Annotated in this window: 28 protein-coding genes and 2 pseudogenes; 14 read left to right on the forward strand and 16 right to left on the reverse strand. The window is 67.6% G+C overall.

Going from position 1 to position 25,277, the window contains the following annotated elements; genetic code table 11:
- A pseudogene (locus tag GOARA_RS20055) lies at positions 1 to 339 on the forward strand (hypothetical protein); the annotation flags it as partial.
- A gap of 27 nt (positions 340 to 366) precedes the next feature.
- Here GOARA_RS20055 and GOARA_RS00160 read toward each other — a convergent pair.
- From GOARA_RS00160 to rpmB, 5 genes are read right to left on the reverse strand one after another with little or no spacing between them, the layout of a single operon-like run.
- Positions 367 to 885: a hypothetical protein gene (locus tag GOARA_RS00160; RefSeq protein ID WP_040521264.1), complete on the reverse strand. Its 519-nt coding sequence runs from the start codon at positions 883 to 885 to the stop codon at positions 367 to 369.
- A gap of 18 nt (positions 886 to 903) precedes the next feature.
- Positions 904 to 1,167 carry a 30S ribosomal protein S18 gene (gene rpsR / locus GOARA_RS00165; RefSeq protein WP_007320243.1) on the reverse strand — a complete coding sequence of 88 codons (264 nt, stop codon included), beginning with the start codon at positions 1,165 to 1,167 and terminating at the stop codon, positions 904 to 906.
- A 17-nt stretch (positions 1,168 to 1,184) separates the two neighbouring features.
- The gene (gene rpsN, locus GOARA_RS00170; protein WP_007320244.1) at positions 1,185 to 1,490 is read right to left on the reverse strand and encodes a 30S ribosomal protein S14; all 306 of its coding nucleotides are present in this window, start codon (positions 1,488 to 1,490) and stop codon (positions 1,185 to 1,187) included.
- Positions 1,490 to 1,654 (reverse strand): 50S ribosomal protein L33, encoded by a 165-nt coding sequence (gene rpmG / locus GOARA_RS00175; RefSeq protein WP_007320245.1) that lies wholly within the window; start codon positions 1,652 to 1,654, stop codon positions 1,490 to 1,492. The genes rpsN and rpmG overlap by 1 nt, the downstream gene beginning before the upstream one ends.
- Positions 1,654 to 1,890 carry a 50S ribosomal protein L28 gene (gene rpmB, locus GOARA_RS00180; protein WP_007320246.1) on the reverse strand — a complete coding sequence of 79 codons (237 nt, stop codon included), beginning with the start codon at positions 1,888 to 1,890 and terminating at the stop codon, positions 1,654 to 1,656. The genes rpmG and rpmB overlap by 1 nt, the downstream gene beginning before the upstream one ends.
- 82 nt (positions 1,891 to 1,972) lie before the next feature.
- Between rpmB and mrf the strand changes: the two genes are divergently transcribed.
- Both mrf and GOARA_RS00190 read left to right on the forward strand, forming a co-directional pair.
- A complete protein-coding gene (mrf, locus tag GOARA_RS00185) occupies positions 1,973 to 3,292 on the forward strand; it encodes a ribosome hibernation factor-recruiting GTPase MRF (RefSeq protein ID WP_007320247.1) in 1,320 nt (439 codons plus the stop codon).
- Positions 3,289 to 3,540: a type B 50S ribosomal protein L31 gene (locus GOARA_RS00190; RefSeq protein ID WP_007320248.1), complete on the forward strand. Its 252-nt coding sequence runs from the start codon at positions 3,289 to 3,291 to the stop codon at positions 3,538 to 3,540. The genes mrf and GOARA_RS00190 overlap by 4 nt, the downstream gene beginning before the upstream one ends.
- A gap of 9 nt (positions 3,541 to 3,549) precedes the next feature.
- Here GOARA_RS00190 and GOARA_RS00195 read toward each other — a convergent pair whose 3' ends face one another.
- The 3 genes from GOARA_RS00195 to GOARA_RS00205 all read right to left on the reverse strand — a co-directional run bounded on the left by GOARA_RS00195 (position 3,550) and on the right by GOARA_RS00205 (position 6,570).
- Positions 3,550 to 4,344: a helix-turn-helix domain-containing protein gene (locus tag GOARA_RS00195; RefSeq protein WP_007320249.1), complete on the reverse strand. Its 795-nt coding sequence runs from the start codon at positions 4,342 to 4,344 to the stop codon at positions 3,550 to 3,552.
- Positions 4,317 to 4,706, reverse strand: a complete 390-nt coding sequence (locus GOARA_RS00200; RefSeq protein ID WP_007320250.1) for a VOC family protein — start codon at positions 4,704 to 4,706, stop codon at positions 4,317 to 4,319. Before GOARA_RS00200 ends, GOARA_RS00195 begins: the two co-directional genes overlap by 28 nt.
- A 70-nt stretch (positions 4,707 to 4,776) precedes the next feature.
- Positions 4,777 to 6,570 (reverse strand): FAD-binding dehydrogenase, encoded by a 1,794-nt coding sequence (locus GOARA_RS00205; protein WP_007320251.1) that lies wholly within the window; start codon positions 6,568 to 6,570, stop codon positions 4,777 to 4,779.
- A gap of 120 nt (positions 6,571 to 6,690) precedes the next feature.
- Between GOARA_RS00205 and GOARA_RS00210 the strand changes: the two genes are divergently transcribed.
- From GOARA_RS00210 to GOARA_RS00230, 5 genes are all read left to right on the forward strand, one after another.
- A complete protein-coding gene (locus GOARA_RS00210; RefSeq protein WP_007320252.1) occupies positions 6,691 to 7,935 on the forward strand; it encodes a hypothetical protein in 1,245 nt (414 codons plus the stop codon).
- Positions 7,936 to 8,220: 285 nt separating this feature from the next.
- A complete protein-coding gene (exaC, locus tag GOARA_RS00215) occupies positions 8,221 to 9,744 on the forward strand; it encodes an acetaldehyde dehydrogenase ExaC (protein ID WP_007320253.1) in 1,524 nt (507 codons plus the stop codon).
- 4 nt (positions 9,745 to 9,748) lie between these two features.
- The gene (locus GOARA_RS00220) at positions 9,749 to 10,168 is read left to right on the forward strand and encodes a DUF779 domain-containing protein (RefSeq protein WP_007320254.1); all 420 of its coding nucleotides are present in this window, start codon (positions 9,749 to 9,751) and stop codon (positions 10,166 to 10,168) included.
- 107 nt (positions 10,169 to 10,275) lie between these two features.
- Complete coding sequence (locus GOARA_RS00225; protein WP_007320255.1) at positions 10,276 to 11,226, forward strand: AurF N-oxygenase family protein; 951 nt, start codon at positions 10,276 to 10,278, stop codon at positions 11,224 to 11,226.
- Between the two features lie 10 nt (positions 11,227 to 11,236).
- Positions 11,237 to 12,808, forward strand: coding sequence for an FAD-dependent oxidoreductase (locus GOARA_RS00230; RefSeq protein ID WP_007320256.1), 1,572 nt, complete (start codon positions 11,237 to 11,239; stop codon positions 12,806 to 12,808).
- A gap of 144 nt (positions 12,809 to 12,952) precedes the next feature.
- On the opposite strand, the gene GOARA_RS19585 is transcribed toward GOARA_RS00230, so the two are convergent.
- Together GOARA_RS19585 and GOARA_RS00235 are read right to left on the reverse strand one after the other, a co-directional pair.
- Entirely contained in the window at positions 12,953 to 13,135 is a 183-nt protein-coding gene (locus tag GOARA_RS19585; protein WP_007320257.1) for a hypothetical protein, read from the reverse strand.
- A gap of 181 nt (positions 13,136 to 13,316) precedes the next feature.
- Positions 13,317 to 14,477 carry a DNA cytosine methyltransferase gene (locus tag GOARA_RS00235; RefSeq protein ID WP_007320258.1) on the reverse strand — a complete coding sequence of 387 codons (1,161 nt, stop codon included), beginning with the start codon at positions 14,475 to 14,477 and terminating at the stop codon, positions 13,317 to 13,319.
- A gap of 144 nt (positions 14,478 to 14,621) precedes the next feature.
- On the opposite strand from GOARA_RS00235, the gene GOARA_RS00240 reads away from it, so the two are divergent.
- A complete protein-coding gene (locus tag GOARA_RS00240) occupies positions 14,622 to 15,800 on the forward strand; it encodes a hypothetical protein (RefSeq protein ID WP_007320259.1) in 1,179 nt (392 codons plus the stop codon).
- A gap of 25 nt (positions 15,801 to 15,825) precedes the next feature.
- Here GOARA_RS00240 and GOARA_RS20060 read toward each other — a convergent pair whose 3' ends face one another.
- Both GOARA_RS20060 and GOARA_RS00245 read right to left on the reverse strand, forming a co-directional pair.
- Positions 15,826 to 16,002 carry a hypothetical protein gene (locus GOARA_RS20060; RefSeq protein ID WP_007320260.1) on the reverse strand — a complete coding sequence of 59 codons (177 nt, stop codon included), beginning with the start codon at positions 16,000 to 16,002 and terminating at the stop codon, positions 15,826 to 15,828.
- A 37-nt stretch (positions 16,003 to 16,039) separates the two neighbouring features.
- Complete coding sequence (locus GOARA_RS00245; RefSeq protein ID WP_040521266.1) at positions 16,040 to 16,771, reverse strand: glucose 1-dehydrogenase; 732 nt, start codon at positions 16,769 to 16,771, stop codon at positions 16,040 to 16,042.
- Between the two features lie 147 nt (positions 16,772 to 16,918).
- Between GOARA_RS00245 and GOARA_RS00250 the strand changes: the two genes are divergently transcribed.
- On the forward strand, positions 16,919 to 17,989 hold the full coding sequence (locus GOARA_RS00250; RefSeq protein ID WP_007320262.1) for an NAD(P)H-dependent amine dehydrogenase family protein: 1,071 nt from the start codon (positions 16,919 to 16,921) through the stop codon (positions 17,987 to 17,989).
- A gap of 33 nt (positions 17,990 to 18,022) precedes the next feature.
- Here GOARA_RS00250 and msrC read toward each other — a convergent pair whose 3' ends face one another.
- Positions 18,023 to 18,499, reverse strand: a complete 477-nt coding sequence (gene msrC, locus GOARA_RS00255; RefSeq protein ID WP_007320263.1) for a free L-methionine (R)-S-oxide reductase MsrC — start codon at positions 18,497 to 18,499, stop codon at positions 18,023 to 18,025.
- A gap of 10 nt (positions 18,500 to 18,509) precedes the next feature.
- The gene (locus GOARA_RS19590) at positions 18,510 to 19,004 is read right to left on the reverse strand and encodes a hypothetical protein (RefSeq protein WP_138947462.1); all 495 of its coding nucleotides are present in this window, start codon (positions 19,002 to 19,004) and stop codon (positions 18,510 to 18,512) included.
- Positions 19,005 to 19,201: 197 nt separating this feature from the next.
- Between GOARA_RS19590 and GOARA_RS00265 the strand changes: the two genes are divergently transcribed.
- The 4 genes from GOARA_RS00265 (at position 19,202) to GOARA_RS00280 (ending at position 22,584) form a co-directional block, all read left to right on the forward strand.
- On the forward strand, positions 19,202 to 19,516 hold the full coding sequence (locus GOARA_RS00265; protein WP_280985217.1) for a YchJ family protein: 315 nt from the start codon (positions 19,202 to 19,204) through the stop codon (positions 19,514 to 19,516).
- A gap of 49 nt (positions 19,517 to 19,565) precedes the next feature.
- The gene (locus GOARA_RS00270) at positions 19,566 to 20,522 is read left to right on the forward strand and encodes a R2-like ligand-binding oxidase (RefSeq protein WP_040521270.1); all 957 of its coding nucleotides are present in this window, start codon (positions 19,566 to 19,568) and stop codon (positions 20,520 to 20,522) included.
- Between the two features lie 97 nt (positions 20,523 to 20,619).
- Positions 20,620 to 21,420 (forward strand): acyl-CoA thioesterase, encoded by an 801-nt coding sequence (locus GOARA_RS00275; RefSeq protein WP_007320267.1) that lies wholly within the window; start codon positions 20,620 to 20,622, stop codon positions 21,418 to 21,420.
- Positions 21,421 to 21,450: 30 nt separating this feature from the next.
- Entirely contained in the window at positions 21,451 to 22,584 is a 1,134-nt protein-coding gene (locus GOARA_RS00280; protein ID WP_040521272.1) for a thiolase family protein, read from the forward strand.
- A 431-nt stretch (positions 22,585 to 23,015) separates the two neighbouring features.
- Here the strand turns inward: GOARA_RS00280 and GOARA_RS00285 are convergent.
- Positions 23,016 to 23,918 (reverse strand): annotated as a pseudogene (locus tag GOARA_RS00285) (acyl-CoA dehydrogenase family protein); the annotation flags it as partial.
- A 27-nt stretch (positions 23,919 to 23,945) separates the two neighbouring features.
- Complete coding sequence (locus GOARA_RS00290; protein ID WP_007320270.1) at positions 23,946 to 25,277, reverse strand: salicylate synthase; 1,332 nt, start codon at positions 25,275 to 25,277, stop codon at positions 23,946 to 23,948.

Genomic DNA, 25,277 nt, shown 5'->3' on the forward strand with positions numbered 1-25,277 from the left:
GCCGGCAAAGCCGTCTACATCTCCGCGGGCAGCGGCATGCCCGGCCGCTACAACAAGGTCGCCGCCGACCCGCTCGACACCACCGTCAAAGGCGCTTTCCTGGAATTCGGCAGTGCCGTCTGCACCGGTCGGATGACCGCGCGTCTCAAGCAACTCGGCATTCCGTTCCACGGCAGCGTCAAGGCATCGGGCACCCACCGGTGGGAGTACTGGCGCGACGAACTCATCCACGCGTGGCCAATCCTGATGAAGGCAGTCGGCGCTCGCATCGACGGACCGTTGCCGCCCGTCCCGGACACCGCCCTCGCCGAGGACATGATGGGCTCGTCGGGGAGCTGACGGACCCGACGCCCGCGCGATGGCCCGTCAGCCCGGACGATCGCCAGGAGCGAGTCGAGTCGGAGCCAGCCCCCGACTCCACACCTCGCGCACCGCGACGCCGACTAATACCAGCACCAGCACAACCCACCAGTCCAGGCGATGGTTACCGATGCCGCCATCGGCACCCGCGGCGACCAGGAATCCGCCGATCACGGGCGTGAGGCAGGTGAGGGCTCCGGTCAACCAGTCGCGCCCCAGCCACGCCTCCGTCACCGCCGCCACCACCGTGACCACCGCCGCCAACATCGCGACGGTGGTCAAGGCGTTGTTCGCCGCGAACCCATCGGGTGGCATCCCCGCCACGGCGTCGGTCAGGGGGACGTAGGCGGTCCACCCGGAATCCCCCACCGGCAAGTAGTCGGCGTAGCGGCGAGGCTGGCCGCTCGATGGCGATCGGACGAGCAAGCAGGCGACAACGAATGTCCACCAACCGACGTGACCGACGACCCGCGTTACGCCCAGGACTGTTTCGGCGCGTCTGGTCGCCTCACTCTCCGAACTCACTCTCGGAGCGTAGCCGGGCTAGCGCCCCGAACTGTAAGGCAGCAGCGCCATTTCGCGCGCGTTGCGGATAGCGGTCGCGACCTGACGCTGCTGCTGCGGCGTGAGACCGGTGACGCGACGGCTGCGGATCTTCCCGCGATCGGTCAGGAACTGGCGCAGCAGCGCCGTGTCCTTGTAGTCGATGACCGGCGCCACACCGTTCTTCTGGCGCAGCGCGTCGAGCTTGTTGGGGACTCGCTTGGCCGGCGACTCGAAGCGCCGACGAGACGTGGACTTACCCATGGGAGAGTGCCTTTCGATTACCAGCTGGACTTGTGGATGCCGGGGAGCTCCCCGCGGTGGGCGAGTTCGCGGAACCGCACGCGCGAGACACCGGCCTTGCCGATGAACCCGCGCGGCCGGCCGTCGATCGCGTCGCGGTTGCGCACCCGGGTCGGGCTCGCGTCGCGCGGCAGCGCGTTCAGCTTGCGGCGGGCCTCCGCGCGTTGCGCCGCATCGGCTGCCGGGTCGGCGATGGTCCGCTTGAGTTCGGCCCGCACGTCGGCGTAGCGCGCCACGATCTCCTTGCGCCGCTCGTTCTTGATGATCTTGGACTTCTTCGCCATCAGCGCTCCTCCTTGAAGTCGACGTGGCGCTTGACGATCGGGTCGTACTTCCGCAGAACCAGCCGGTCGGGGTCGTTGCGACGGTTCTTGCGCGTCACATACGTGTAGCCGGTGCCAGCCGTCGACTTGAGCTTCACCACGGGGCGGATATCGGTGCTGGCCATCAGACCTTCTCCCCTCGGGCCCGGATCTCGGCGACGACGGCCTCGATACCGCGACGATCGATTGTTTTGATCCCCTTGGCCGAGACCCGCAGCGTGACATAGCGGCCCTCGCTGGCGAGGAAATACCGCCGGCGCTGGATGTTCGGATTCCACCGGCGCGAGGTGCGCTTATGCGAGTGCGACACCTGCTTGCCGAATCCGGGTTCGCGACCGGTGACCTGGCACCGCGCTGACATGGCAACCTCCTGCTCGGAACTGACTGCTATTGACAACGATTCGCAATAGCGCTCGGCTCACGCTACCTTGAGAAGCGTGCAAATGAAAATCGTTCCCAACAGTGGTGATGGGCGCACTCCGATCGTGCTCGTCACCGGACTCGACGCCGACGCGGTCGCGCGGTCGGCCGGCGCACTCCTCGTTCCGGGCACGACCGTCGTCCACCACGACCTCACCGAGCTCGACCTCGGCCGCGTCCGGCGCACGCTGCGCACCGTCGACGACGATGGCCAGGAACGCGCCCACCAGAGCGTTCTGCTCCTCGAACACGGCTGCATCTCCTGCACGCTGCGCAACGACCTGCTGCCGCTGCTGCGCCAGCTGCACCGCCGCGACACGGTGGAGCGCATCGTGCTGCAGTTGGACTCCGCCCTGGAACCCGAGGCCCTCAGCTGGGCGATCGACCAAGCGATCGTCTCCGACATGCCGGGCCTCCCCGACGCCCCGGCCGGCGAGGACGTACGGATCGACGCGACCATCGCCTGCATCCACGAAGCCGATTGGCTAGAGGCCGCAACGGGTGACACCACCATGGCCGAAGCCGGCCTCTCGGCGACGACCGGAGACGAAGACGAGCGCACCCTCGCCCAGGTCGCCGTCGGCCAGGTCGCCTTCGCCGATGCGCTCGTCATCGTCGGCTGCGACGCCGCCATGCGCGACGCCTGGGCGTCCGCGCGTCTCACCGCGGTCTTGAAGCGACTCGCCCCGTCGGCGCCGATCATCATGGAGATTCCCCAGCGGCCGATCACGACGATGCTCGCCGTTCAACTGCTCTCGGCGATTCCCGCCGGTTCGCGCCGCGGACACATCGACACCCCGCACGACCCGTTGCTGCGCGGTGAGCCGCCGCTGGACTCCGACTGCGGCGTCGAACTGTTCACCTTCGAGTCCGATCGGCCGTTCCACCCGGCTCGGCTGCACGAAGCGATCGATCATCTCCTCGAGGGCGTCGTCTGTTCCCGGGGCCGCATGTGGCTGGCGACCCAGCCCGATTCGGCACTGTGGGTGGAATCGGCCGGTGGCGGCCTGCGCGTCGCCGAGGGCGCACCGTGGCTGGCCGCCATGACCGAGGACGAACTCGCCGCCGTCGATCCCGAACTGCGGGCGCTCGCCGCGCTGCGCTGGGACGACCACTACGGCGACCGTCACACCTCCATGGCGATCCTGGCCCACCGCCCCGGTCAGCCGGACGAGATCCGCCAGGCACTGAGCGAGGCGTGCTTGACCGACGAGGAAATGGCGGTCGGAAAAGCGAACTGGCTGTCCTTCGACGACCCGTTCGGCCTCGCCCACTCCGACCCCTGCGACGACCTGCCGCGCGCGGTCGACGTCGAACTGACCAACCGAGAGGACAACCGATGAAGCCCGGCATCCACCCCGACTACCACCCCGTCGTGTTCCGCGACGCCGCGACCGGATCGGAATTCCTGACCCGGTCGACGATCAACTCCGACAAGACCGTCGAGTGGTCCGACGGCAACACCTATCCGCTCGTCGTGGTCGAGGTCAGCAGCGAATCGCACCCGTTCTGGACCGGCGAGCAGCGCCTGATGGACACCGCCGGTAGGGTCGAACGCTTCCAGCGCCGCTACGCGCAGGGCTACCGCTGACCGCTCCGGTCAACTCGCCTGCGCTGCGCCGCTGAACTCGGCGGCGCGAACGGCCAGAAACTCCCGTGGCGGGTGACCGGCGATGGCGGTGAACTCACGCGTGAGATGTGACTGGTCGGAGTAGCCGCAGGCGAAGGCGACGGCGGCGATGGCCTCGCCGGCTTCCAGCCGCTCACGGGCATGATCGAAGCGCGCCAGGCGCGCGGCCTGCTTCGGGCCGGCGCCGTACTCGGCGGTGAACACCCCGGTGAGCCGGCGCGCCGACCAGCCGGACCGCTCGACCAGCTCGGCGACGGTGATCGCGCCCCTGGTCTGCTGGATCACGCGCCACGCGTGCTCGGCATCGGGATTGGCGGGCGGTGACGACGACGAGCGCGCGACCTCGGCGACGATTCGTTTCGCGACGGCCGCCCGCTGCTCGTGCGGTACCGCGCCGGTCTCGTCGTAGAGTCGGCGGGCCAGACCGGGCGCGGCGGCGTCCAGTTCGATATTGGTGCTCCACAGCTCACCGGCGGGGACACCGAACAGCGTCCGCGCCGCGGCCGGATCGAGGCCGAGCGCGATGCCGATCTGTGTTCCGTCGTGGTGGATGGTCACCGGCCGCAGATGCATGCCGCCGAGGCAGCAGCGAAAGGTACGCACCCGCGCTTGCTCTGGCTCGCTGAGGTTCAGCCCGCTGGCGAGGTCGACGATGAGCGTCACCGTCGACGACGGCAGGCCGATGTGCTCTCCTGGCTCAGCACCCACGATCCGGTACGGATTGACCTCGATGCCGGTCAACCCGCGTACGTCCCGAAGCTCCATACGTTTCCCTCGGCGTCGGCGATGGAGAATCCTCTGGACCCATAATCCTCCTCGGCCATGTCGCGCACCACCGTCGCGCCGACTTCCTCGGCGCGGGCGTAGACCGCGTCGGGATCGGCCACGACGACGTAGACGTTGCCCGCTCCCGCGACGCACGGGAACGGACGTGCCGGTCCCGACGAATGGACCATGACGCGTCCGCCGTCGGGCCAGCACATCTCCGAATGCTGCACTTCCCCGTCGCCGTCGCCCTCGACGAGAATTCCGGGTTCGAAGCCGAGTCTGGTGAGCCACTCGCGGGCGGCGAGCGGGTTGTCGTAGGCGAGTCCGGGCCAGATGTTGGTGTCTTTCCTTGTGCTCATGGCACCAGCATCGTCGACGTGCCGACGGGCGTCTTGAACGAATCGGCAGTACCGGCGTGCAGCGCGGCGCTCAGACCATCCGGGCCGCGGCGCGCCCGGCCCGGCGCCCGGTGAACAGGCATCCACCGAGAAAAGTGCCCTCCAGTGCCCGATAGCCGTGGACGCCGCCGCCGCCGAATCCGGCGGCCTCGCCGACGGCCAGCAGCCCGGGGATCGGCTTCGCATCGCCGCCCAGCACCCGGCCGGACAGGTCGGTCTGCAAACCGCCCAGCGTCTTGCGGGTGAGGATGTTCATCTTGATCGCGATCAACGGTCCCGCCGCGGGATCGAGGATGCGGTGCATCGGTGTGGTGCGGACCAGGTTGTCGCCGACATAGTTCAGCGATCGCCGGATCCCGCGGATCTGGGGATCGCGTGAGTGCGGGTCCATCGCCGCCCGATCGCGCGCGACGATTTGCCTGCGCAACGCGGCCGCGTCGATCAGCGAGTCCCCGGCCAACCGGTTCATCTTGCGCACGAGTTCGCCGATGCCGCCGGCCTGGACGAAATCCGCGCCGCGGTCGAGGAACGCCTGCACCGGCTTGGGGACGTCGTCGAGGGCGCGGCTGGCGAGATAGGCGGCAAGATTCTTGCCGGTCAGCTCCGGATTCTGCTCCGACCCCGAGAGCACGAATTCTTTCTCGATGATGCGCTTGTTGAGCACGAACCACGAGTAGTCGTACCCGGATTGCCGAATGAGTTCGAGCGTGCCGAGAGTGTCGTAGCTGGGGATTCCGGGCGACGGGAAGCGGCGGCCGCGCGCGTCGAACCACATCGACGACGGAGCGGCGAGAACGCGGATGCCGTGGCCCGGCCAGATCGGCGCGTAGTTGCGCAGCCCTTCGGTGTAGTGCCACATCCGGTCGCGGTTGACCAGGCGCGCGCCGGCGTCCTCGGCGATGCCGAGCATGCGACCGTCGACGTGTGCGGGGACGCCCGTGATCATGAAGGACGGCGGCGTCCCGAGCCGCGCCGGCCAGTTCTGCCGCACGAGGTCCTGGTTCCCGCCGATCCCGCCGGACGCGACGATCACCAGCGGCGCGTGGAGTTCGAAGGACCGGACCGCTCGTCGGTTGCTCTTCACGCCGCGCGGCGCGGCACTCGGCGCGAGCACGGTCCCCCGGATGCCGGTCACCGCCGAGCCCGAGGTGGTCAACCCGTCGACTCGGTGCCGGAAGCGGAACCGGACCCGACCGGCCTGTTGATGAGCGCGGATCCGGCGCTCGAACGGTTCCACGACGCCCGGTCCGGTGCCCAGGGTCATGTGGAACCGGGGAACCGAATTGCCCACCGAACCGGGGCTTCCGTCGCCGCGCTCGGCCCATCCGACGACCGGCACCCACACCACGCCCATGCCGGCGAGCCACGCGCGCTTCTCGCCGGCCGCGAACTCCAGGTACTCCTCGGCCCACCGGCGCGCCCAATAGTCCTCCCCGTCGGGCCGGTGCGGAGCGCGGTCGAAACCCGCGGTGGTGAACCAGTCCCGGCGCGCGGCGGCCAGCGAATCGCGCACTCCCATCAGCCGCTGCTCCGGAGAGTCGATGAAGAACAGCCCGCCGAGGCTCCAGTGCGCCTGACCGCCGAGATTCGCCCCCGACTCCTGGTCCACGATCAGCACCTTGCGGCCGGCGTCGGCGAGTTCGCAAGCGGCGACCAGACCGGCGAGGCCGTGCCCGACGACGATGACGTCGGCGACCTGTCGGGGCCCCGCGGTGGCCGGCCCGGCGCCGGCGAGGGAACCGGCCAGCGCGGCCGACCCGCCTACGATGATCGCCTGGCGCCGGGACAGGCCGTACTTGTCGTCGCTCACGATCGACGCCCCCATCTTCTGAGTTGGTACACAGCTTGACACTCGTCAAACCGACAACAGTCAGCACCCCAATGTTGCCCAGGTCACAGCATCGTTGCACAATCGCAGGTAACCCTCCGCAGCAAGGAACTCCCGATGGGCAACGGCGCCGCTTCTCCCACGCGGGTTCGCCGCGCGTACGAAGCCTTCCTCTCGGGCATTCGCCCGCCGGAGGGATCAGTCCGTTCGCTCGTCCGCGAATCGTGGATCCGATCTCGCGCGGTCGGTATCGACCCGGTCACTGTCAGCACGGAGGGCGACGACGACGCGGACTTCCGTAGCTACCGCGCCGCCCATCGCCTGTCGACGGTGCGCCCGCTGATCCAGTCGCTGCTCGTCGACGACCTGGACGGAACGGGCGCCGTCGTCGCGGTCGGTGACGCGCGCGGCCGACTGCTGTGGGTCGACGGCGACCGCTCGGCGCGCACCAAGGCCACCGGCATCAACTTCGTCGAGGGCTCGGTGTGGAGCGAGACGGTCGTCGGCACGAACGCACCTGGCCTCGCGCTGGCGATCGACCGCAGCGTCCAGGTCGTCGGGCCCGAGCACTTCGCTGGACCCGTGCAGCGGTGGAACTGCTCGGCGGCACCGATCCACGACCCGCAAACCGGCGGTCTGCTGGGCGTCCTGGACATCACCGGCGGCCACGTCGCATCCACCCCGTTCGCACTGACCACCGTGCGGTCGGTGGTCGCCGCCGTCGAGCGCGAGCTGGCCGCGACCGCCGTCGACCTCGCGCCGGCCGCCGCGTCGGGCAAGCCTCGGCTGACGGTCCTCGACGACGGCCACCCGCGGTGGGTCGGAGCCGACGGCACCGACCGGCCACTGACCCGCCGGCACGCCGAGATCCTGCTGCTCCTGCAGGCGTATCCGCGCGGTCTCACCACCGAACAGCTCGCGGGCATGCTCGCCGACGACGAGTTGGGTGCCGTGACGGTACGCGCCGAGATCTCACGCCTGCGGCGGGGCCTGGGCGACCTCGTCGAGTCACGGCCGTACCGTCTCACCTCCGACATCGAATCCGACGTCGACGACGCGCGGCGCCACATCGAGAAGGGCGAGCTCATCGCCGCGATCCGAGGGCTGGGACGCGGCGGTCTGCTCGCCGAGTCGCTCGCGCCCGGGATCGCCGAACTGTACGACGAACTCCTCGTCGACCTGCGCTCGCATCTCGTCGCCGCATGCGACGAGGCCGCGCTGGAGATGTGGGTGTCCTCGCCGCTCGGCCGCGACGACCTCACCGCGTGGGCGCAGCTCGCCCGGATCCTGCCGCCCGGCCATGCCGGTCGGGCGCGTGCTGCCGGTCGAGCACGCTTGCTCGACCGCCGCCTATCCCGCTGACCACCCGAACCGTCCTTCGGTGGTCGAGTGCCCCTGGGTGGTCGAGTGCCGCCGCCATTGGTGGTCGAGTGCCCGCGACGAAGGAGCGGGCGTATCGAGGCCAACCGTGCCGGATGGCCGGACCATCTTTGGGTGGTCGAGTGCCGCCGAGCCGCAAGGCGAGGCGGCGTATCGAGACCAACCCGCACGGCCAAGCCCACCCTCCACGCACATGCAACGTCGATGCAACGGCCCTGCTCGTAGCGTGTGATCCACCTCACTAGTGGATACGCAAAGGAGCGGACAATGACCGTATACGCCAAGCCCGGCACCGAGGGCTCCGTGATGAGCTACGAGTCGCGCTACGACAACTGGATCGGCGGCAAGTGGGTGCCGCCGGTGAAGGGGCAGTACTTCGAGAACCCGTCGCCCGTCGACGGCAAGACGTTCTGCGAGGTCGCCCGGTCGACCGCCGAGGACATCGACCTCGCCCTCGACGCCGCCTGGGCCGCCGCGCCCACGTGGAACAAGACCTCGGTCACCGAACGAGCGAACATCCTCCTCAAGGTCGCCGACCGGATCGAGGAAAACCTGGAGAAGATCGCCGTCGCCGAAACCTGGGACAACGGCAAAGCCGTGCGCGAGACCCTCGCCGCCGACATCCCGCTGGCCGTTGATCACATCCGCTACTTCGCCAGCGTGGTCCGGGCCCAGGAGGGCGGGATCTCCGAGATCGACCCCGACACCGTCGCCTACCACTTCCACGAACCGCTCGGCGTCGTCGGGCAGATCATCCCGTGGAACTTCCCGATCCTGATGGCCGTGTGGAAGCTCGCGCCGGCTTTGGCCGCCGGCAACTGCGTGGTGCTCAAGCCGGCCGAGCAGACGCCGGCGTCGATCCTGTACCTCTTCAGCATCATCGGCGACCTGCTGCCCGACGGCGTGGTCAACATCGTCAACGGATTCGGCGTCGAGGCTGGCAAGCCGCTCGCGTCGAGCAACCGGATCCGCAAGATCGCCTTCACCGGCGAGACGACGACCGGGCGCCTGATCAGCCAGTACGCGTCGGAGAATCTGATTCCGGTGACCCTGGAACTCGGCGGCAAGAGCCCGAACATCTTCTTCGACGATGTGATGAGCGCCGACGACGGATTCCTCGACCGCGCGCTGGAGGGCTTCACGATGTTCGCCCTCAACCAGGGCGAGGTCTGCACCTGCCCGAGTCGCGCGCTCATCCAGAAGGGCATCTACGACGGGTTCGTCGACAAGGCCATCTCCCGCGTCAAGGCCATCAAGCAGGGCAACCCGCTGGACGTGTCGACGATGATGGGCGCACAGGCCTCCAGCGACCAGTACGAGAAGATCAAGTCCTACCTGTCGATCGGCAAGGAGGAGGGGGCGAAGGTCCTCGCCGGCGGCGAGCCCGTCGACCTCGGCGGCGATCTGGCCGACGGCTTCTACATCGCGCCGACCGTGTTCGAGGGCAACAACGGCATGCGGATCTTCCAGGAGGAGATCTTCGGGCCGGTGCTCGCGGTCACGTCGTTCACCGACTACGACGACGCGATCACGACGGCCAACGACACGCTGTACGGTCTCGGCGCCGGGGTGTGGAGCCGCAACGGTGCGGTCGCCTATCGGGCCGGCCGCGACATCCAGGCCGGCCGGGTGTGGACGAACACCTACCACGACTACCCGGCGCACGCGGCGTTCGGCGGCTACAAGCAGTCCGGCATCGGGCGCGAGAACCACCTGATGATGCTCGAGCACTACCAGCAGACCAAGAACCTGCTGGTGGGCTACGCGCAGTCCGCCAAGGGCTTCTTCTAAGCCGATGTGCGCCTCAACCACCCCGGAGCGCGTGGTTGCCACCGACTCTGCCGTGGAGCTCCTGACGAAGCTGTCGGAGCTCCACGGCGGCCTCATGATCCACCAGTCCGGCGGCTGCTGCGACGGGTCGGCACCGATGTGCTACCCCGTCGGCGAGTATCGCATCGGCCAGCGCGACGTCCTCGTCGGCGAGGTCGAGCTGCCCGACCCGCTGCCGGTCGTCCGAGTCTGGATCGGCGGCGACCAATTCGAACTCTGGAAGCACACGCAGCTCATCCTCGACGTCGTGCCCGGCCGGGGCGCCGGGTTCTCGCTGGAGGCACCGGAAGGAGTGCGGTTCCTCTCGCGCTCGCGGGTGTTCACCGACGACGAGAACACGGCCCTGGCCGCATCGCCACCACTGACCGGCGCCGATGTGACCTAAGTATCAAACGGTGTTTACGGACCACCCGCACCCTGCTACCGTGACAATAGATGTTGTTACATTAACTGCTGTCGTACATTCGGCAGCACGGTGCGACGGAGGGTCCCATGACCGCAGCGATGGAGCACGACGCCAACACGACAACCCACCTGCCTGACGACAATGTCATCAGCCTGCAGGACCAGGGGATCGACCAGGTCTCCGAACGGCTGGTGGCGTCGGCCGCACGACTGTCGCGCAACGCGATGACCGAGATCGACTGGTCGTTGCCGATGGACCCCGACAAGTACGGGTGCAGCCCCGAATGGTCGTCGCTCTACGGCACCGACTACTGGGAGGAACTCACCGAGGAGCAGCGCGTCTCGGTGACCCGCCACGAGTTCGCATCCATCATGTGCATCGGGATCTGGTTCGAGATGATCCTGCAGGAGATGGTGATCCGCGACCAGTACCTCGGCGAGTACCACACTCCCGAGTTCCAGTTCGCCCTGACCGAGATCGCCGACGAGTGCCGCCACTCGATCATGTTCGCCAAGGCGTCGGAGAAGATGGTCGGCAAGTCGTACAAGCCCAGCCGCACCGTCGGACGTCTCGGCAAGTTCTTCAAGGCGACCGCGAAGGACGAGGTCGCCTACGCCGGCATCCTCGTCGCCGAAGAGGTGCTCGACGTCTTCCAGCGCGGCTGCATGCGCGACGACCGCGTGCTCCCGTTCATCCGCACCGTCAACGAGATCCACGTCCTCGAAGAGGCGCGCCACATGAAGTTCGCGCGCGAAGAGGTGCGCGAGGCCATGAAGAGCGTCGGACCGATCCGCCGTCGGTGGAGTGCGCTCTACGTCGCCGGCGGGGCGTCGTTCATCGTCAACAGCCTGATCCGACCGCAGGCCTACGCCGACGCCGGCCTCGACGTCGAGCGTGCCCGCCGCGAGGCTGCCGGCAACGAGCACTTCCACTCGATGATCCGCAGCAGTTGCTCGCATCTGATGGAGTTCCTCGACGACGTCGGCCTCCTGACCAAGCCGGCCATGCGGATCTACCGCAAGGTCCACATGCTCTAAGGGAGCACCCATGCCTTTCGTTATCACCCAGTCGTGTTGCAGCGACGCGGGTTGTGTCTCCGTATGTCCGGTGAACTGCATTCACCCGACGCCCGAAGAGCGCGGCTTCGGAACCTCGGACATCCTCCACATCGATCCCGAGGCGTGCATCGACTGCGGCGCGTGCGCCGACGCTTGCCCGGTCAATGCGATCTTCCCCGCCGACAATCTCGGTGAGCGGGACAAGATCTTCGTCGACATCAACGCCGACTACTACAAGAACAACCCGGACATCTCGTCCGGATGGAATGACATCGTCTATCCCGAAATTCCTCGCCTGCCAAAGGGTTTGCGCGTCGCCGTCGTCGGCACGGGGCCGTCGGGCGGGTATGCGCTGCGCACGCTGCTCCATCGCACCCGCGCGCAAGTGACGGTGATCGACAAACTGCCGACGCCGGGCGGCCTGGTCCGCGCCGGCGTCGCGCCGGACCATCCGTCGACCAAGGACGTGATGCGGACCTTCGACCTCCTCTACCGCGATCCGCACGTGACGATGGCGACCAATGTCGAGGTCGGCGACGGCGAGGGCCAGGTGACTCCGGCCGAGCTGGCCGAGCACTTCGATGCCGTCTTCTACGCCATCGGCGCGTCGGCATCGCGACGCCTCGGGATCGACGGCGAGGATCTCGCCGGATCGGTCGCCGCCAGTGATCTGGTCGCCTGGTACAACGCCGTGCCGGGCGCCGACGGCCCGCCGATTCCCGACGACGGTTCGGGCCGCGCTGTCGTCGTCGGTACCGGCAACGTCGCGCTCGACATCGCCCGCATCCTGGTGTCGCCGCCAGACCTGCTGGCGCGCACCGACATCGCCGACCGGGCACTGGAACTGTTGCGGCACCAGAACATTCGCGAAGTGATCATTCTCGGTCGGCGCGGCCAGGACACCGCCGCCTACACCGACGCCGAGTACCGGGCCCTGTCGGTGATCCCCGGCGTGACGGTCGTCGTCCACGACGAGGCCGACGGACCGCTGCCCGACCTGGGTTCGCATGCCGAGCAGCGTCGCATCGTCTTCCTCTTCAACACCTCCCCCGTTGCGGCAACCGGTAACGGTCGCCTCCAGTCGGTGACCGTGCGGACCGGCGAGCGCGACCACGAGATCGCCGCCGACCTGCTGGTGCGCTCCATCGGCCACCGCGCCACGCCCATTCCGGGTCTCCCTTTCGACGAGGAGAAGGGCGTGTTCCCCAACATCGACGGCCGACTCGTCGATGACGAGGGCGCGGTGATCCCGGGCTCCTACGTCCTGGGCTGGGCCGGGCGCGGCGCCACCGGCGGCATCGGCGCCAACAAGAAACAGGCGATCTCGACGGTCGAGCGGTTCATCGACGACGCGGTCAACGATCGGCTCGCGCGGTCCACCGCGGAGCCCGACGCCTTCGACGCGTTGCTGCGGCGACGTAACCGCGCCGTCGTCGGCTATCGAGGTATGCGCAAGATCGACCGGCGCGAGGTGGCTGCCGGAACTCCTCAGGGACGGCCCCGCGTGAAGTTCACGGAGCTCGGCGACATGCTGTCGGCCGCCGGGCGCAGGCGGCGCTGAGCCCTCCCGCCATCCCGCCGACTGGGCACCTCACCCGCGCCGAGTGGGCACCTCACCCCCGCCGACTGGGCACCGAAAGCACGGCGGCCCCGGAGCCTTCTTCCAAGGGTTCCGGGGACGCCGCAGTTCTCACTGCGCAGGGAGTTACAGCGAGATGCCTGGGATCAGCGTGCCACCGGTCTCGTTGAAGTAGACCTGGTTGGCGACGATCATCACGATCAACGACAGGTTGACCACGATCGCTGAGAGGATCACCGTCGTCCGACGGTGAACGCGGTACGAGGGCGTGGCAACGATGCTGTGCTTTCCGGTGTGCCGAATAGACATGACGTGCCTTCCTCGAGTCGCTTTGTGTACCTCAAGGCTGGCACGCACCCCTGACACAAGGGAATGGCCTAAAGCACCCTCGAACCGACCTCCCAGGGGGTTCCCAGGTTCGCCGATCGGCGCCGTCGGATCCGACCGAGCCGGAAGGCGGAGTGGAACGACTCTTCATATCGCGTCGTCCTTACGCGACTACCACCTCGCGGGACATGCCCTCCCGCTCCAGATAGCCGAGCTGAGTCATCAGCGCGCGGACAACCGCCTTACCCAACTCGAGCGGAACCGCATTGCCCAACTGCCGCTGAACGTCGGCACGGGTCCCGCCGATCCTGAAATCGTCGGGGAACGACATCAACCGAAGCATCTCGTCGATGCCAAGTCGCCGAGCACGCTCGTCCCCAGCCGAATTCTGGACGTTCTCCCAATGGAACGGACCGACCCATGGGCCCGGCTGAGCCTGGAGCGTCGTCGATGGCCGGTTTGGGTCGAGCCGCAGCAGGAATGTCCAATAGCGGCTTCGCCATTCGAAGCGATTGCGACCGCCGTAACGTTCGGTGTGCCAGAGATAGTTTTGTCCGGCAGGGACCTCCGCGGCGAGCTGTCCGTACCGACCGTCAACGATCTGGTCATCGGGAACGCGCACCAGCCTCGGCAAACCTGTGAACGCCTGCGATGCAGTCACATACGGCAATTTGCTGACGTCGAAGGTTCGCGTGTGCTCACTCCACCCGGAGTGCGTCGGCTCGGGGAACTCGAACGGTTCACCATCACGCCGTCCGACGACGAACACCCGGCGTCGCAGCTGCGGTACGCCATAATCGGCCGCGAGCAGTACCTTCCATTGCGGGTTGTATCCCAGTTCGCCCAGCCCCTTGAGTAGACGTTCGAACTGCCCTCTGTGCGTCTTGTAGGTCAAGCCTTGAACATTCTCCAAAATGAAGGCCTCGGGCCGCGCGTCCCGTACCACGCGCACATACTCGTCGAGCAACGAAGCGTTGGGGTCTCGGCTCTCCCGCTTCTGCTCCAGCCAGAATCCCGACTTGGAGAACGGCGTGCACGGCGGACCTCCGACGAGAAGAACGGGCTCCTCGGGCCGCAGGCCAGCTGTGTCGAGAATCTGCTCGGTCGAGACCTTGCGGATGTCACCGGTGAGCGTCCTGGTCTCACGGAAGTTCGCCTTGAGCGTCTGCAGAGCCGCGTCGTTGTAGTCGGTCGCGACCGACACGCTCAGCAGCCCGTCCCCTCGATCAGACGACTCCAAGGGTTCCGCGTCGACTCTTTCTACAGCAAGATCGAGCCCTCCCGCGCCAGAAAACAGGCTCACCACCGGGAGCCGTTCACCCATCTCGTCACCTCAGTCCATCAGGTCGCTCGGCTCGTCGTCGGCGGAGCGTGGCGCGTCTTACCAGTATCGTCGAGACCAGTCTGTCAGCGCCCTCCGACATGCCCATCGCGCTCGGGTGCGCGAGTTTTCTATCAGAAGGACGCTATGGAAGATAAGCTGGCCGGTCGCGATTACGGCGAGGTCTATCGGGTCCAAGGCCGTTCCGACCTCCATCGCTTCCTGCAACGCGCCATTGAGGAGTCTGGTGGCCGCGTGCTCTACGCCAGCAATCCCGGCCGCGCACCGGTCTACCTGGGCGTACAGATCGACTCCGACGAACGCATCGGGATGCTGGTCTACCCGTTCCGGATCACTCGCAACACGATCCGGAATCGCCCGTCCGACGAGATCCGAGGCCAGCTTCGGTATGGCTCCGACGAGAGTTGGAAGCGAGAGCACCCCGTCGGCCGCGATCCGGCGGGTGTCGACGTCACTCTGATCGTAGGCATCGATCTGGACGACGAGGTGATGCTCGGGCTGGACGCCAACCTCTGGGACCCATTGCCCATGGGAATTTCGTTCTATGCGAAGGACGCCGATATCGAAGAGGCGAAACAGACCGGCTGGCACGTATGGGAGAAGGTCAATCGAAGCGGCACCAAACGCTCCGAGGCGCGCTCGCCCACGAGCTTGGAGACCGTCGTCGCGTTCACATCCGACCGGCTCATCGACTATGCCCGTCTGGAGCGTCGGGCCACCGCCCTTCGCCTTGACCCGCCACTGCGGTTCAGCACCGCGATTGCTATGGCCGATCGCGCCCTCCCGAACGAGCCGACGCCGCGCCACGTGCTCGAAGAACAGTTCGCACTCACCGGCGAACAGATCCTCGACATCATCGGCGGCCGCAACCGGCTTTCCGTCGCAGTGCGCGGTGGGGTCGCCGAGTACCACCTCGAGAAACAACTCTCCGATGCTCCCGGTGTCGCCTCGGTCGACCGGCTCGATGTCGATGCGATGCACGATTTCGACGTCACTCTCGACGACGGCACCTTCGTGCGCGTCGAATGCAAGAACGCGAGCCCCAAGGCTACTGCTGGCGGGGAGTTCAAGGTCGAGGTGCAGAAGACCCGCGCCTCCAAAGGTGACCCAGCCTCCCGCTTCTACCCAGCCGACGCCTTCGACGTCGTCGCAGCATGTCTGTTTTCCCCGACGGGGAGGTGGCAGTTTCGGTTCGGCCTCACCGCAGAGATGCCACGGCACAAGGACTTTCCCGACCGACTCGCCCCGATCCAGCGAATCACCGACGCGTGGGCTGAGAGCCTTCCATCGCTTATCGACTCGTGATGGGTAGCGCCGACTCGCTACGGCACTAGGACTTCGGCGTCACCAGTTTGTCGGAGACTTCCATCGCCATGGACATGATGTCGTCGGCCGAGTAGTTGCGTCCGGGGTGTTCGGCGGCGAGATGTGCTTGAACGTCGCCGACGAACTCGTCGCTGAGCGACGTGATGTTGCGCCCGCAGGGGCAGATGAGTTGATAGGCCATGGGAAGCTCCTTCGATCTTTGGTCTGCTAGTCCGTCGCTACGGCGCCTCGCCCGCTGTCAGCCCGCCGTCCATGACGAACTCGGTGCCGGTGGCGTACGACGACTCGTCGCTGGCGAGGAAGACGATGAAGGTCGCCACTTCCGACGGTTCGGCGGCGCGCCCCATCGGGATCTTGATCATGCCGTCGGGGATGTTCTCGGTCATCGGGGTGCGGATGAGGCCCGGATGGATCGAGTTGACGCGGATGTTGTGCGGGGCCAACTCCAAAGCCGCCGATTTCGCGATACCACGCACCCCCCACTTCGACGCGACATAGCCGTGCGCCCACGGGCTGCCCTGCAACCCCTCGACCGACGACACATTGATGATCGACCCGCCGCCGGTTTCCTTCATCGGGTCGACGGACTTGACCATGCCGATGAACGTCCCGGTCAGGTTCACGTCGATGATCTGGCGCCATTTGTCGATGCGGAACTTCTCGATCGGCGCGCCGTTGACGATGCCGGCGTTGTTGACCAGGACGTTGAGCTTGCCGAACTCGTCGACCGCGGTCTTGATCGCCGCATCCCAATCGTCCTCGCTCGTCACGTCGAGGTGGACATATCGCGCCGACGGTCCGATCTGCTCCGCCAGCGCTTTGCCCTCGTCGTCGAGGATGTCGCCCACGACGACCTTCCCGCCCTCGGCGACGAGAGCCCGCGCATGCTCGGCACCCATGCCCCGAGCGCCTCCGGTGATCAGTGCGACTTTGTCGTCTACGCGTCCCATGGCGAGCAACGGTACCCCGCAAAACCAAAAATGAGAACACGTTCTACCGATCTGTGGTCTACTGAATTGGACAGTAGTCCGGACAGATGTACATCTACCTGCGGAAACGCCCGGACCTGCCTGTTCTTCGCCGAGAAGGGAAACCACATGGCCATCCGCGTCGCACACGTCGGAACCGGGAACGTCGGTCGACTCGCCCTTACCCAACTGATCGAGGATCCGCGGTTCGAACTCGTCGGAGTATGCGTTTCGACGCCCGCCAAGGTCGGCAGGGACGCGGGCGAACTCGCCGGCCTGGACACGACGACCGGCATCACGGCCGTCGGCTCGCTCGACGAACTCATCGCGACGAAGCCCGACTGCGCCGTCTACTGCGCCATGGGCGACACCCGGCCGATCGAATCCTTCAACGACTGCCTCACCCTGCTGTCCGCCGGCATCGACGTCGTCGGCTCCGCGCCCGGCGGCCTGCAGTACCCGTGGAATGTCATGCCCGCCAAGGCAATCGACAAGATCGAAGCCGCCACCAAGGAGTACGACTCCTCGATCTTCATCAGCGGCGTCGACCCCGGTTTCGCCAACGACCTCATTCCTTTCGCCTTCGCCGGCACCTGCCAGCGCGTCACGCAGGTGCGCTGCCTCGAACTCGCCGACTACGCCACCTACGACGGCAGCACGGTCATGTTCGACGTCATGGGCTTCGGCAAACCCCTCGACGAGACGCCGATGCTGTTCCTGCCCGGCATCCTCGGCATGGCGTGGGGAACGACGCTGCAGATCCTCGCCGACGGCTTCGGTGTGACGATCGACGACGTTGTCGAGCATCACGAGAGCGAACCCGCACCGGAAACCTTCGAGATCGCCGCCGGCACGATCAAGAAGGGAACGCGCGCCGCGGTGCGTTTCGAGATCTGCGGCATGGTCGACGGGAAGCCGGCCATCGTCATCGAACATGTGACTCGTCTGCGCCCCGATCTGCGCCCCGACTGGCAACGCCCGTCCAAGGGAGGCGGCTGCTATCGCGTCGAGATCGCCGGCGAGCCGTCGTACGAGATCGAGATCATTCCGTCGAGCAATCGGGGCGACCACAACCACGCGGCCATTGTCGCCGGGGCCGGGCGCATCGTGAACGCGATCCCCGCCATCGTCGACGGGCCGCCCGGCATCCGCACCACCCTCGACCTCCCGCTCATCAAAGGGCCCGGCCTGACACCGTGAACCTGTGAATAGTCGGGCTCCGTCGGATGCCCGCTACGCATCAGGAATCAGCGGCGCCTCGTCGGCCAAGGAAGCCACGAAGACGTCCACAATCTGCTCGATGCCGCGCCGGTCGTCGTCGGAGAAACGACCGGTGACCGGGCTGTCCATGTCGAAAACGCCGAGCAGCTGGCCGTTCTTGACGATCGGGACCACGAGCTCGGACCGGCTGTCGGGGTCGCAGGCGATGTGGTCGGCCACGGCGTGCACGTCAGGGACGAGCTGAGTCACCCGTGTCCGCGCGGCCGCACCGCACACACCACGGTCGAGCGGGATGCGCACGCACGCGGGCTTGCCCTGAAACGGGCCGACGACCAGTTCAGTCCCGTCGAAGAAGTAGAAACCCGCCCAGTTCACCTCGGGCAGTGCGTGGAACACCAGCGACGAGAGGTTGGCAGCGTTGGCCACGGGGTAGGACTCGCCGGCGAGCAATTCCCGTGCTTGTCCGGCCAGCTCCGGATAGTCGATCATCAGTCCATCGTTACAGCCGATGGGCCCGCGGCTCGATCCGCACCGCGAATCCTCCCGCGTCGACCACGATCGGCTCCAACGCGCGCCCCTTTCCCAAGTGCTGACCGTCGGTGAAATCGCAGTGCCCGTTGGGATTGATCACGACCGTCCTGCCGTCGACAGGGTTGACGAAAGTGAGCCGGGCAGCGCCGCGCACCTCCCAGGGCTGACGTCCGATCGCGCGGTGCAGCCAATCGGCGAGGAATGGATACGCCCGGTACACGACGGTCCGCGATCGGGCGTCGCCACCGGTCACGATGGGCGGCGGCACCTGGATCGGCGAGAACGGCGGCGTCACCGTGTGCTCGGTTCGGTATCCCGGCGCGGACCGGCCGTTCGCGGGCTGATCGGGGTCCGGACGTGGAGGCTCAGCCGCTACGGGTGTCGCACCGAGCACCACGGCGGTCAACGCCGCCGACGCGCTATCGCCGCCACTTTCATGCTCCGATCCTGCTGCCGACGCCACTGCTCCGGGAAGCCCACGCTCACCGAGATTTCAACCGCGGGGTTGGGGTGCCCACTCGGCGGGGGTTGGGGTGCCCACTCGGCGCAGGCGGGGTGCCCACTCGGCGTGGGTGAGGTGCCCACTCGGCGGGGTTGAGGTGCCCACTCGGCGCAGGTGAGGTGCCCACTCGGCGGAAGGACGCGGGTAGTCTGCCACGCGTGACCGGTCCGGCAACTGCGGAAGAACTGATGCGGTCGCGGTTCGCGGCGTTCCGCGACGGCGACCGCGACTGGCTGCTCACCACTTGGCATTCCTCGACGCGCCCCGACTCGCTGGACCTCTCGGACAATCCGGTCTGGCGCGGTCTGCAGATCGTCGACACCGAAGGCGGCGGACCCGACGACGACACCGGCATCGTCGAGTTCCGCGCCACCTACCTCACTCCCGACGGCACGATCGGCGTCCTCCACGAACGATCCCGATTCGTCCGCGAGAACGGACAGTGGTTCTACGTGGACGGCACCTTCGACTGACTCGGCCGATCCGGCACGCCGCGCTGCTCGACGTGGTTATCGTCGCGACATGACCACAGCCCAATCACCAGCCGAACTACGAGACGGTTTCGCATCGTTGCGCTCCGGCGGCCTGCACTGGGAGTCCTTCCCGCTGCGACTGTTCACCAAGGGCAACGCGAAGACCTGGAATCCCGCCGACCTCGACTTCACCAAGGAGGCCGCCGACTGGGACGGCCTGAACGACGAGCAGCGGCGCAGCGCCTGCTACCTCGTCGCCCAATTCGTCGCGGGCGAGGAAGCGGTCACCGAAGACATCCAGCCGTTCATCGGTGCGATGGCGGCCGAGGGCCGTTTCGGCGACGAGATGTACCTGTCCCAGTTCTGCCTCGAGGAGGCCAAGCACGCGCAGGGCTTCCGCCTCTGGATGGACGCCGTTGGCCTGACCGACGACCTGCATCCCTACGTCGCCGAGAACCCGCACTACCGCAAGCTTTTCTACGAGGAGCTGCCCCAGTCGCTCGGCATCCTGCGCGACGACCCGTCGCCGCGCAACCAGGTCCGTGCCAGCGTCACCTACAACCACGTCATCGAGGGCAGCCTCGCCCTGACCGGCTACTACGCGTGGAACAAGGTCTGCGCCGACAACCAAATACTGCACGGCATGCAGGACCTCATCAGCCACATCTCCGACGACGAACGCAGGCACATGGCGTGGGGCACGTTCACCTGTCGACGCCATGTCGCTGCCGACGATTCGCTCTGGGATGTCGTGATGGAACGGATGGGCGAACTGCTGCCGATAGCCCTCGACATGATCACCTGGGTCAACGACCGCTTCGACGAACCGCCGTTCGGCATCGACAACGACGAGTTCGTCACCTACGCCGCCGACCGCGCCCAGCGCCGGCTCGGCGCCATCGAATCGGCGCGCGGCCGCCCGCCCGCCGAGATCGACCTCGACTACTCCCCCGCCGAACTCGAGGACACGATGGGCGAGGAAGACCGCGCAGCGACCGCCGGGTAGCCGCCGCCCGCCCAAGGACTCCCGGGCTTCGGCCGAGGCCTGGCCACCAGCCCGATGCCGCTCAAACCTCGGCCGCACCGGACACTAGGGTCGAATCATGACCCACGTGTTCGACGAAGCGATCGCCGTCGCGGCCAAGCCCGACGGTGTCTTCCACGCCACCACCCACGACGCATACGACAACATGGTCGGCCCGTTCGGCGGCATCACGGCCGCGACCGTCATCAACGCCCTCCAGCAGCACCCCGAGATCCTCGGCAACCCGCTCGCACTGACCATCAACTACGCGGCTCCCGTCGCGAACGGCACCTGGGACCTGCGCCCGGTGATCGTGCGCACCAACCGGACGAACCAGCACTGGACGTTCACCATTGAGCAGGAGGGGTCGGTGGTCTCCACCGGCAGCGCCGTGTTCGGGATCCACCGCGAGACGTGGGCCGACACCGAGGCACAGCGACCCGACGCGCCGGACCCGGAATCCGTTGCGGCGGTGGACTTCCCCGATTTCATCGCGTGGGCGCGCAACTACGACAAGCGGTTCGTGGTCGGCGGTCTCGAGGACGGTAAGAGCGAAGACTCCACGTCGACAGTCTGGCTGCGCGACCTTCCCGAACGCCCGCTGGACTACCCGTCGCTGACCTCGATGGCCGACGCCTTCTTCCCGCGCGTCTTCCTGCGCCACGGCACCTACATGCCGGCCGGGACCATCACGCTGACGACCTACTTCCACGCCACCCCCGACGAGCTCGCCGCCCACGGCAGCGGCCACGTTCTCGGCACCGCGCGGGCCGCTCGCTTCGGCAACGGTCACTTCGATCAGGACGGTCAGCTCTGGGGCGGCGACGTCCTGCTCGCCACCACGCACCAGCTCGTCTACTTCAAGGACCCGCAAGGCTGAGCCGAACGTGACCGGTGCCACAATGGCCGTATGAGAGATGCGGTGATCGTCGACGCGGTACGGACCCCGATCGGGAAGCGGAACGGCTCGCTGGCCGGCATCCATCCCGGCGACCTCTCGGCGAAAGTGCTGACCGCGCTCGCCGAGCGCAACGGATTCGATCCGGCCTCGGTCGACGACGTGGTCTGGGGCTGCGTCGGCCAGGTCGGCGACCAGGCGGGCAGTGTCGGCCGCGTCGGCGTGCTGGCCGCAGGCTGGCCGGAATCGGTTCCCGCGACCGTCGTCGACCGCCGGTGCGGATCGGCACAGCAGGCCGTGCACTTCGCCGCCGCCGGTGTGATCTCCGGTCAATATGACCTGGCCATCGCCGGCGGTGTCGAATCCATGTCTCGTGTGCCCATGGGATCGGCACGCGCCGGCGGTGAGCCGTATCCGGCATCGGTGCTCGACCGCTACGGCGTCGACGATTTCAACCAGGGCATCGGCGCGGAGATGGTGGCGCGCAAGTGGGGCATGTCGCGCGCACAGGTCGATGAGTATTCGGCGCGCTCCCACGAGCGGACGGCCGCGGCGATCGACTCCGGCGCTTTCGACCGGCAGTTGGTCGCTCTCGACGAACTCGCCGTCGACGAGGGACTGCGCCGCGGCACCACCGTCGAGAAGCTCGCCGGTCTGAAGACCGCCTTCGACGAGGACGGGGTGATCACGGCGGGCAACTCGTCGCAGATCTCCGACGGCGCCGGCGGGCTGCTGGTCACGACCGGCGAGTATGCGCGCAAACAGGGCTGGACGCCGATGGCCCGCATCCACACCGCCGTCCTCGCCGGCGATGATCCGGTCATCATGCTGACCGCGCCGATCGCCGCGACGCACAAGGCGCTGGAACGCTCGGGACTGTCGATCACCGACATCGGCGCGTTCGAGGTCAACGAGGCGTTCGCGCCGGTTCCGCTGGCGTGGCAGGCCGAGACGAGCGCGGGCGACGACGCGCTCAACCCGCTCGGCGGGGCGATCGCCGTCGGGCATCCGCTCGGCGGTTCCGGCGCGATCCTCATGACCCGCCTCGTGCATCACATGCGCGACAACGGCATCCGCTACGGCCTACAGACCATGTGCGAGGCGGGCGGCATGGCCAACGCGACGATCGTCGAGCTGCTCGACTGACCATCGGTGCCGGTCGCGTCGACGACGTCGTCTCACCGGGTCTCGATACGAATCCTCGCTTCGCTCGGATTCACTCGACCACCCACACTGGCATCGCCTCGCGCCCCAACGGTGGTCGAGTGCCCGGCGAGGCGCTAGCCGAGTCGGGCGTATCGAGACCCCGCAACACGAACTCGCCACCCGAACCCACGGTGGTCGAGTGCCCCAGGAGCGCAGCGACTGGGGTGTATCGAGACCCCGCAACACGAACTCGACACCCGAACCCACGGTGGTCGAGTGCCCGGCGAGGCGCTAGCCGAGTCGGGCGTATCGAGACCCCGCAACACGAACTCGCCACCCGAACCCACGGTGGTCGAGTGCCCCAGGAGCGCAGCGACTGGGGTGTATCGAGACCCCGCAAGACGGCCTCGATACCCGCACCCATGGGACCGTCAGACGATGTGCGCAGACAGGTTCTCGTAGGCCTCGGTGTTCGGTTTCATCGCGGCGGCGACGAGCTCCCAGAGCACCTCGTCCGTGCCTCCGCCGACCCGGCCGAGCTTGATGTCCTTCCACCACCGGCCGAGCGGGGTTTCGTCGGTCAGGAAGCCCGAGCCGCCGAAGATGTGCAGGCACTCACCGGCCACCTCCTCGGCCAACCGCACCGACGTCACCTTGATCGCGGCGGCCGTGCGCAGGTTCATCGGCCCGGCCGCGGCGATCCCGTCCAGCGCGAAACGCAGCGTGTCGACGCGCGCGTGCAGATCGGCGACGCGCAGACGCAGCGCCTGGTGGTCGTAGAGCCGCTTACCGAACTGTTCACGGTCCATCATCCGCGCCAGCGTGATACCCAGGATGAGGTCGCACGCCGACGCCACCTGCGCCGCGACCGAGAGCCGCTCGTGCGCCAGTCCCCAGCTGATGACTGCAAGACCGGTGCCGGCGCGCGCGATCAGCGCCTCCTCCGGCACCCATGCGTCGATGTCGACCGGGGCGGTGTCGAGCGGGCCGGCCGACAGCTTGCGATAGCGTTCGCCGACGACGACGCCGGGCGCATCCATCGGCACCGCGATGACGACGTTGTCGCCGTGGCTGCTGCCCTCCTTGCGCGCGACCGCGATCATATGCCCGGCGATCGGCGACAGCGAGCAGAATTTCTTGCGACCGCGCACGCGGAATCCCGCTGCGCCACCCGACGCCTCGGGCGAGACCAGAGTCTCGACGATCTGCAGATCGGATCCGCCGGACTCCTCCGACGCGCCGATGCACATCACCTCTTCGCCGTCGATCGCCCGCTCGGCGACCGCCTTGAGGTAGTCGGTCTTACCGAAGCGGCGCAACGTGGCGATGGCCGAAGGTCCGCGCCTCGCTCAGCCCGGCGCTCATCGGCCGGCCTGCCCGGGATCGGCGACGAGATAGGGGGCGACGCTGCCCAGCTTCTCGCAGGTCTCGGTGAACTCGCGCTCAGGGTTACTCTGCCCGACGACCCCGGCGCCGGCCCGCAGCCAACTGCGCTCGCCGTCCCGGTACACCGATCGCAGCACCAGGGCGGCCTCCAGGTCGCCCGACGACGACACCGTCACCACCGCGCCGGAGTACACGCGGCGGCGGGTGGCCTCCAGCCGGTAGATGGCGTCGATGGCCGGCGACTTCGGGATGCCGGAGGCCGTCACCGACGGGAAGAGGACCTCCAGCGCATCCCAGGCCGAATGCGGTTGCGCCAGCTGACCGACGACCGTCGACGCCAGGTGCTGCACACTGCCGCGCGGGCGCACGGTCATGAACTCGCTGACCGCCGTCGTCCCCGGCACGGCCACGGTCGCGACCTCCGCGTAGGAGGTGCGCACCGAGATGGCGTGCTCGACGATCTCTTTCGCGTCGTTCTCCAACTCCTCGCGAGCGGCCGCGTCGGCCTGCGGCGAAACGCCGAACGCGCGGGTGCCCGCCAGCGGCTCGGTGGTGACGACGCCGTCGGCGTCGACCGAGCCGACCAACTCCGGAGAGAAGCCCGCGGCTTCGAGGCCGCCCAGGCGGAACATGAAGGACCGGGCGGGTGTGTTGGCAAGACGCCCGGTCAGATAGGTCGCCGGGATGTCGACGTCGAAGGGCACCGTCACCTCGCGGGACATGATGACCTTTTCGTAGCGGCCCGACCGGATCTCGCCCATCGCCGTCGCGACCCGGCCACGGTAGTCCGTCGGGTCCTCGGTCACCGAGAGCGGACGGCGCGCGGACTCGTCGACGGTGATCGGCTCCTCCGCCAGTTCGAGCATCCGGCGGCGCAATTCCTCGTCGGCGCCGGCGAAGCGGATTCCGCCGTCGCGGGACAGGAATGCCTCGAACTCGGGGACGAAGATGTGGGCGAGCACGTCGTCGTCGGCCAGGTACCCGGCCGCGCCGAGGAAGGGCGCGCAGAAGTCGAAGCCGACCCAGCCGTACGCCCGCCACTCGTCGAGATCCAGGCTCGCGAGCGCTTCCTCGAGGGCCTGTGCCGGCCGCACGCTGTACGACGAGGTGCGCACCGACGGCTCACCGTCGCCATCGCGGACGATGATCCGAACATCGCGCGCGGTCAGGATGATCTCGCTGCGGATGCCGCCGGCGAACACCCATTCGTCGGCTTTCTCATAGACAAGGTGTGTGTCGGCGAGTCCGGCGCGCGCCCACGTGGCGCAGATCTCGGGCTCGCGAACCAATGTCGCAATCGCGGTCAT

The organism is Gordonia araii NBRC 100433, from assembly GCF_000241265.1.
Classification (GTDB): Bacteria; Actinomycetota; Actinomycetes; order Mycobacteriales; family Mycobacteriaceae; genus Gordonia; species Gordonia araii.

Coding starts and splice junctions, on each gene's coding strand:
- GOARA_RS00290 (WP_007320270.1), bottom strand. CDS start 25,277: ATGACCGCGATTGCGACATTGGTTCGCGAGCCCGAGATCTGCGCCACG.
- GOARA_RS00220 (WP_007320254.1), top strand. CDS start 9,749: ATGTGCGCCTCAACCACCCCGGAGCGCGTGGTTGCCACCGACTCTGCC.
- GOARA_RS00280 (WP_040521272.1), top strand. CDS start 21,451: ATGAGAGATGCGGTGATCGTCGACGCGGTACGGACCCCGATCGGGAAG.
- GOARA_RS20060 (WP_007320260.1), bottom strand. CDS start 16,002: ATGGCCTATCAACTCATCTGCCCCTGCGGGCGCAACATCACGTCGCTC.
- rpsR (WP_007320243.1), bottom strand. CDS start 1,167: ATGGGTAAGTCCACGTCTCGTCGGCGCTTCGAGTCGCCGGCCAAGCGA.
- msrC (WP_007320263.1), bottom strand. CDS start 18,499: ATGATCGACTATCCGGAGCTGGCCGGACAAGCACGGGAATTGCTCGCC.
- GOARA_RS00270 (WP_040521270.1), top strand. CDS start 19,566: ATGACCACAGCCCAATCACCAGCCGAACTACGAGACGGTTTCGCATCG.
- rpmB (WP_007320246.1), bottom strand. CDS start 1,890: ATGTCAGCGCGGTGCCAGGTCACCGGTCGCGAACCCGGATTCGGCAAG.
- GOARA_RS00210 (WP_007320252.1), top strand. CDS start 6,691: ATGGGCAACGGCGCCGCTTCTCCCACGCGGGTTCGCCGCGCGTACGAA.
- GOARA_RS00235 (WP_007320258.1), bottom strand. CDS start 14,477: ATGGGTGAACGGCTCCCGGTGGTGAGCCTGTTTTCTGGCGCGGGAGGG.
- GOARA_RS00275 (WP_007320267.1), top strand. CDS start 20,620: ATGACCCACGTGTTCGACGAAGCGATCGCCGTCGCGGCCAAGCCCGAC.
- GOARA_RS00240 (WP_007320259.1), top strand. CDS start 14,622: ATGGAAGATAAGCTGGCCGGTCGCGATTACGGCGAGGTCTATCGGGTC.
- GOARA_RS00190 (WP_007320248.1), top strand. CDS start 3,289: ATGAAGCCCGGCATCCACCCCGACTACCACCCCGTCGTGTTCCGCGAC.
- rpsN (WP_007320244.1), bottom strand. CDS start 1,490: ATGGCGAAGAAGTCCAAGATCATCAAGAACGAGCGGCGCAAGGAGATC.
- GOARA_RS00230 (WP_007320256.1), top strand. CDS start 11,237: ATGCCTTTCGTTATCACCCAGTCGTGTTGCAGCGACGCGGGTTGTGTC.
- exaC (WP_007320253.1), top strand. CDS start 8,221: ATGACCGTATACGCCAAGCCCGGCACCGAGGGCTCCGTGATGAGCTAC.
- GOARA_RS00245 (WP_040521266.1), bottom strand. CDS start 16,771: ATGGGACGCGTAGACGACAAAGTCGCACTGATCACCGGAGGCGCTCGG.
- GOARA_RS00195 (WP_007320249.1), bottom strand. CDS start 4,344: ATGGAGCTTCGGGACGTACGCGGGTTGACCGGCATCGAGGTCAATCCG.
- GOARA_RS00200 (WP_007320250.1), bottom strand. CDS start 4,706: ATGAGCACAAGGAAAGACACCAACATCTGGCCCGGACTCGCCTACGAC.
- rpmG (WP_007320245.1), bottom strand. CDS start 1,654: ATGGCCAGCACCGATATCCGCCCCGTGGTGAAGCTCAAGTCGACGGCT.
- GOARA_RS19585 (WP_007320257.1), bottom strand. CDS start 13,135: ATGTCTATTCGGCACACCGGAAAGCACAGCATCGTTGCCACGCCCTCG.
- GOARA_RS00225 (WP_007320255.1), top strand. CDS start 10,276: ATGACCGCAGCGATGGAGCACGACGCCAACACGACAACCCACCTGCCT.
- GOARA_RS00205 (WP_007320251.1), bottom strand. CDS start 6,570: ATGGGGGCGTCGATCGTGAGCGACGACAAGTACGGCCTGTCCCGGCGC.
- GOARA_RS00250 (WP_007320262.1), top strand. CDS start 16,919: ATGGCCATCCGCGTCGCACACGTCGGAACCGGGAACGTCGGTCGACTC.
- mrf (WP_007320247.1), top strand. CDS start 1,973: ATGAAAATCGTTCCCAACAGTGGTGATGGGCGCACTCCGATCGTGCTC.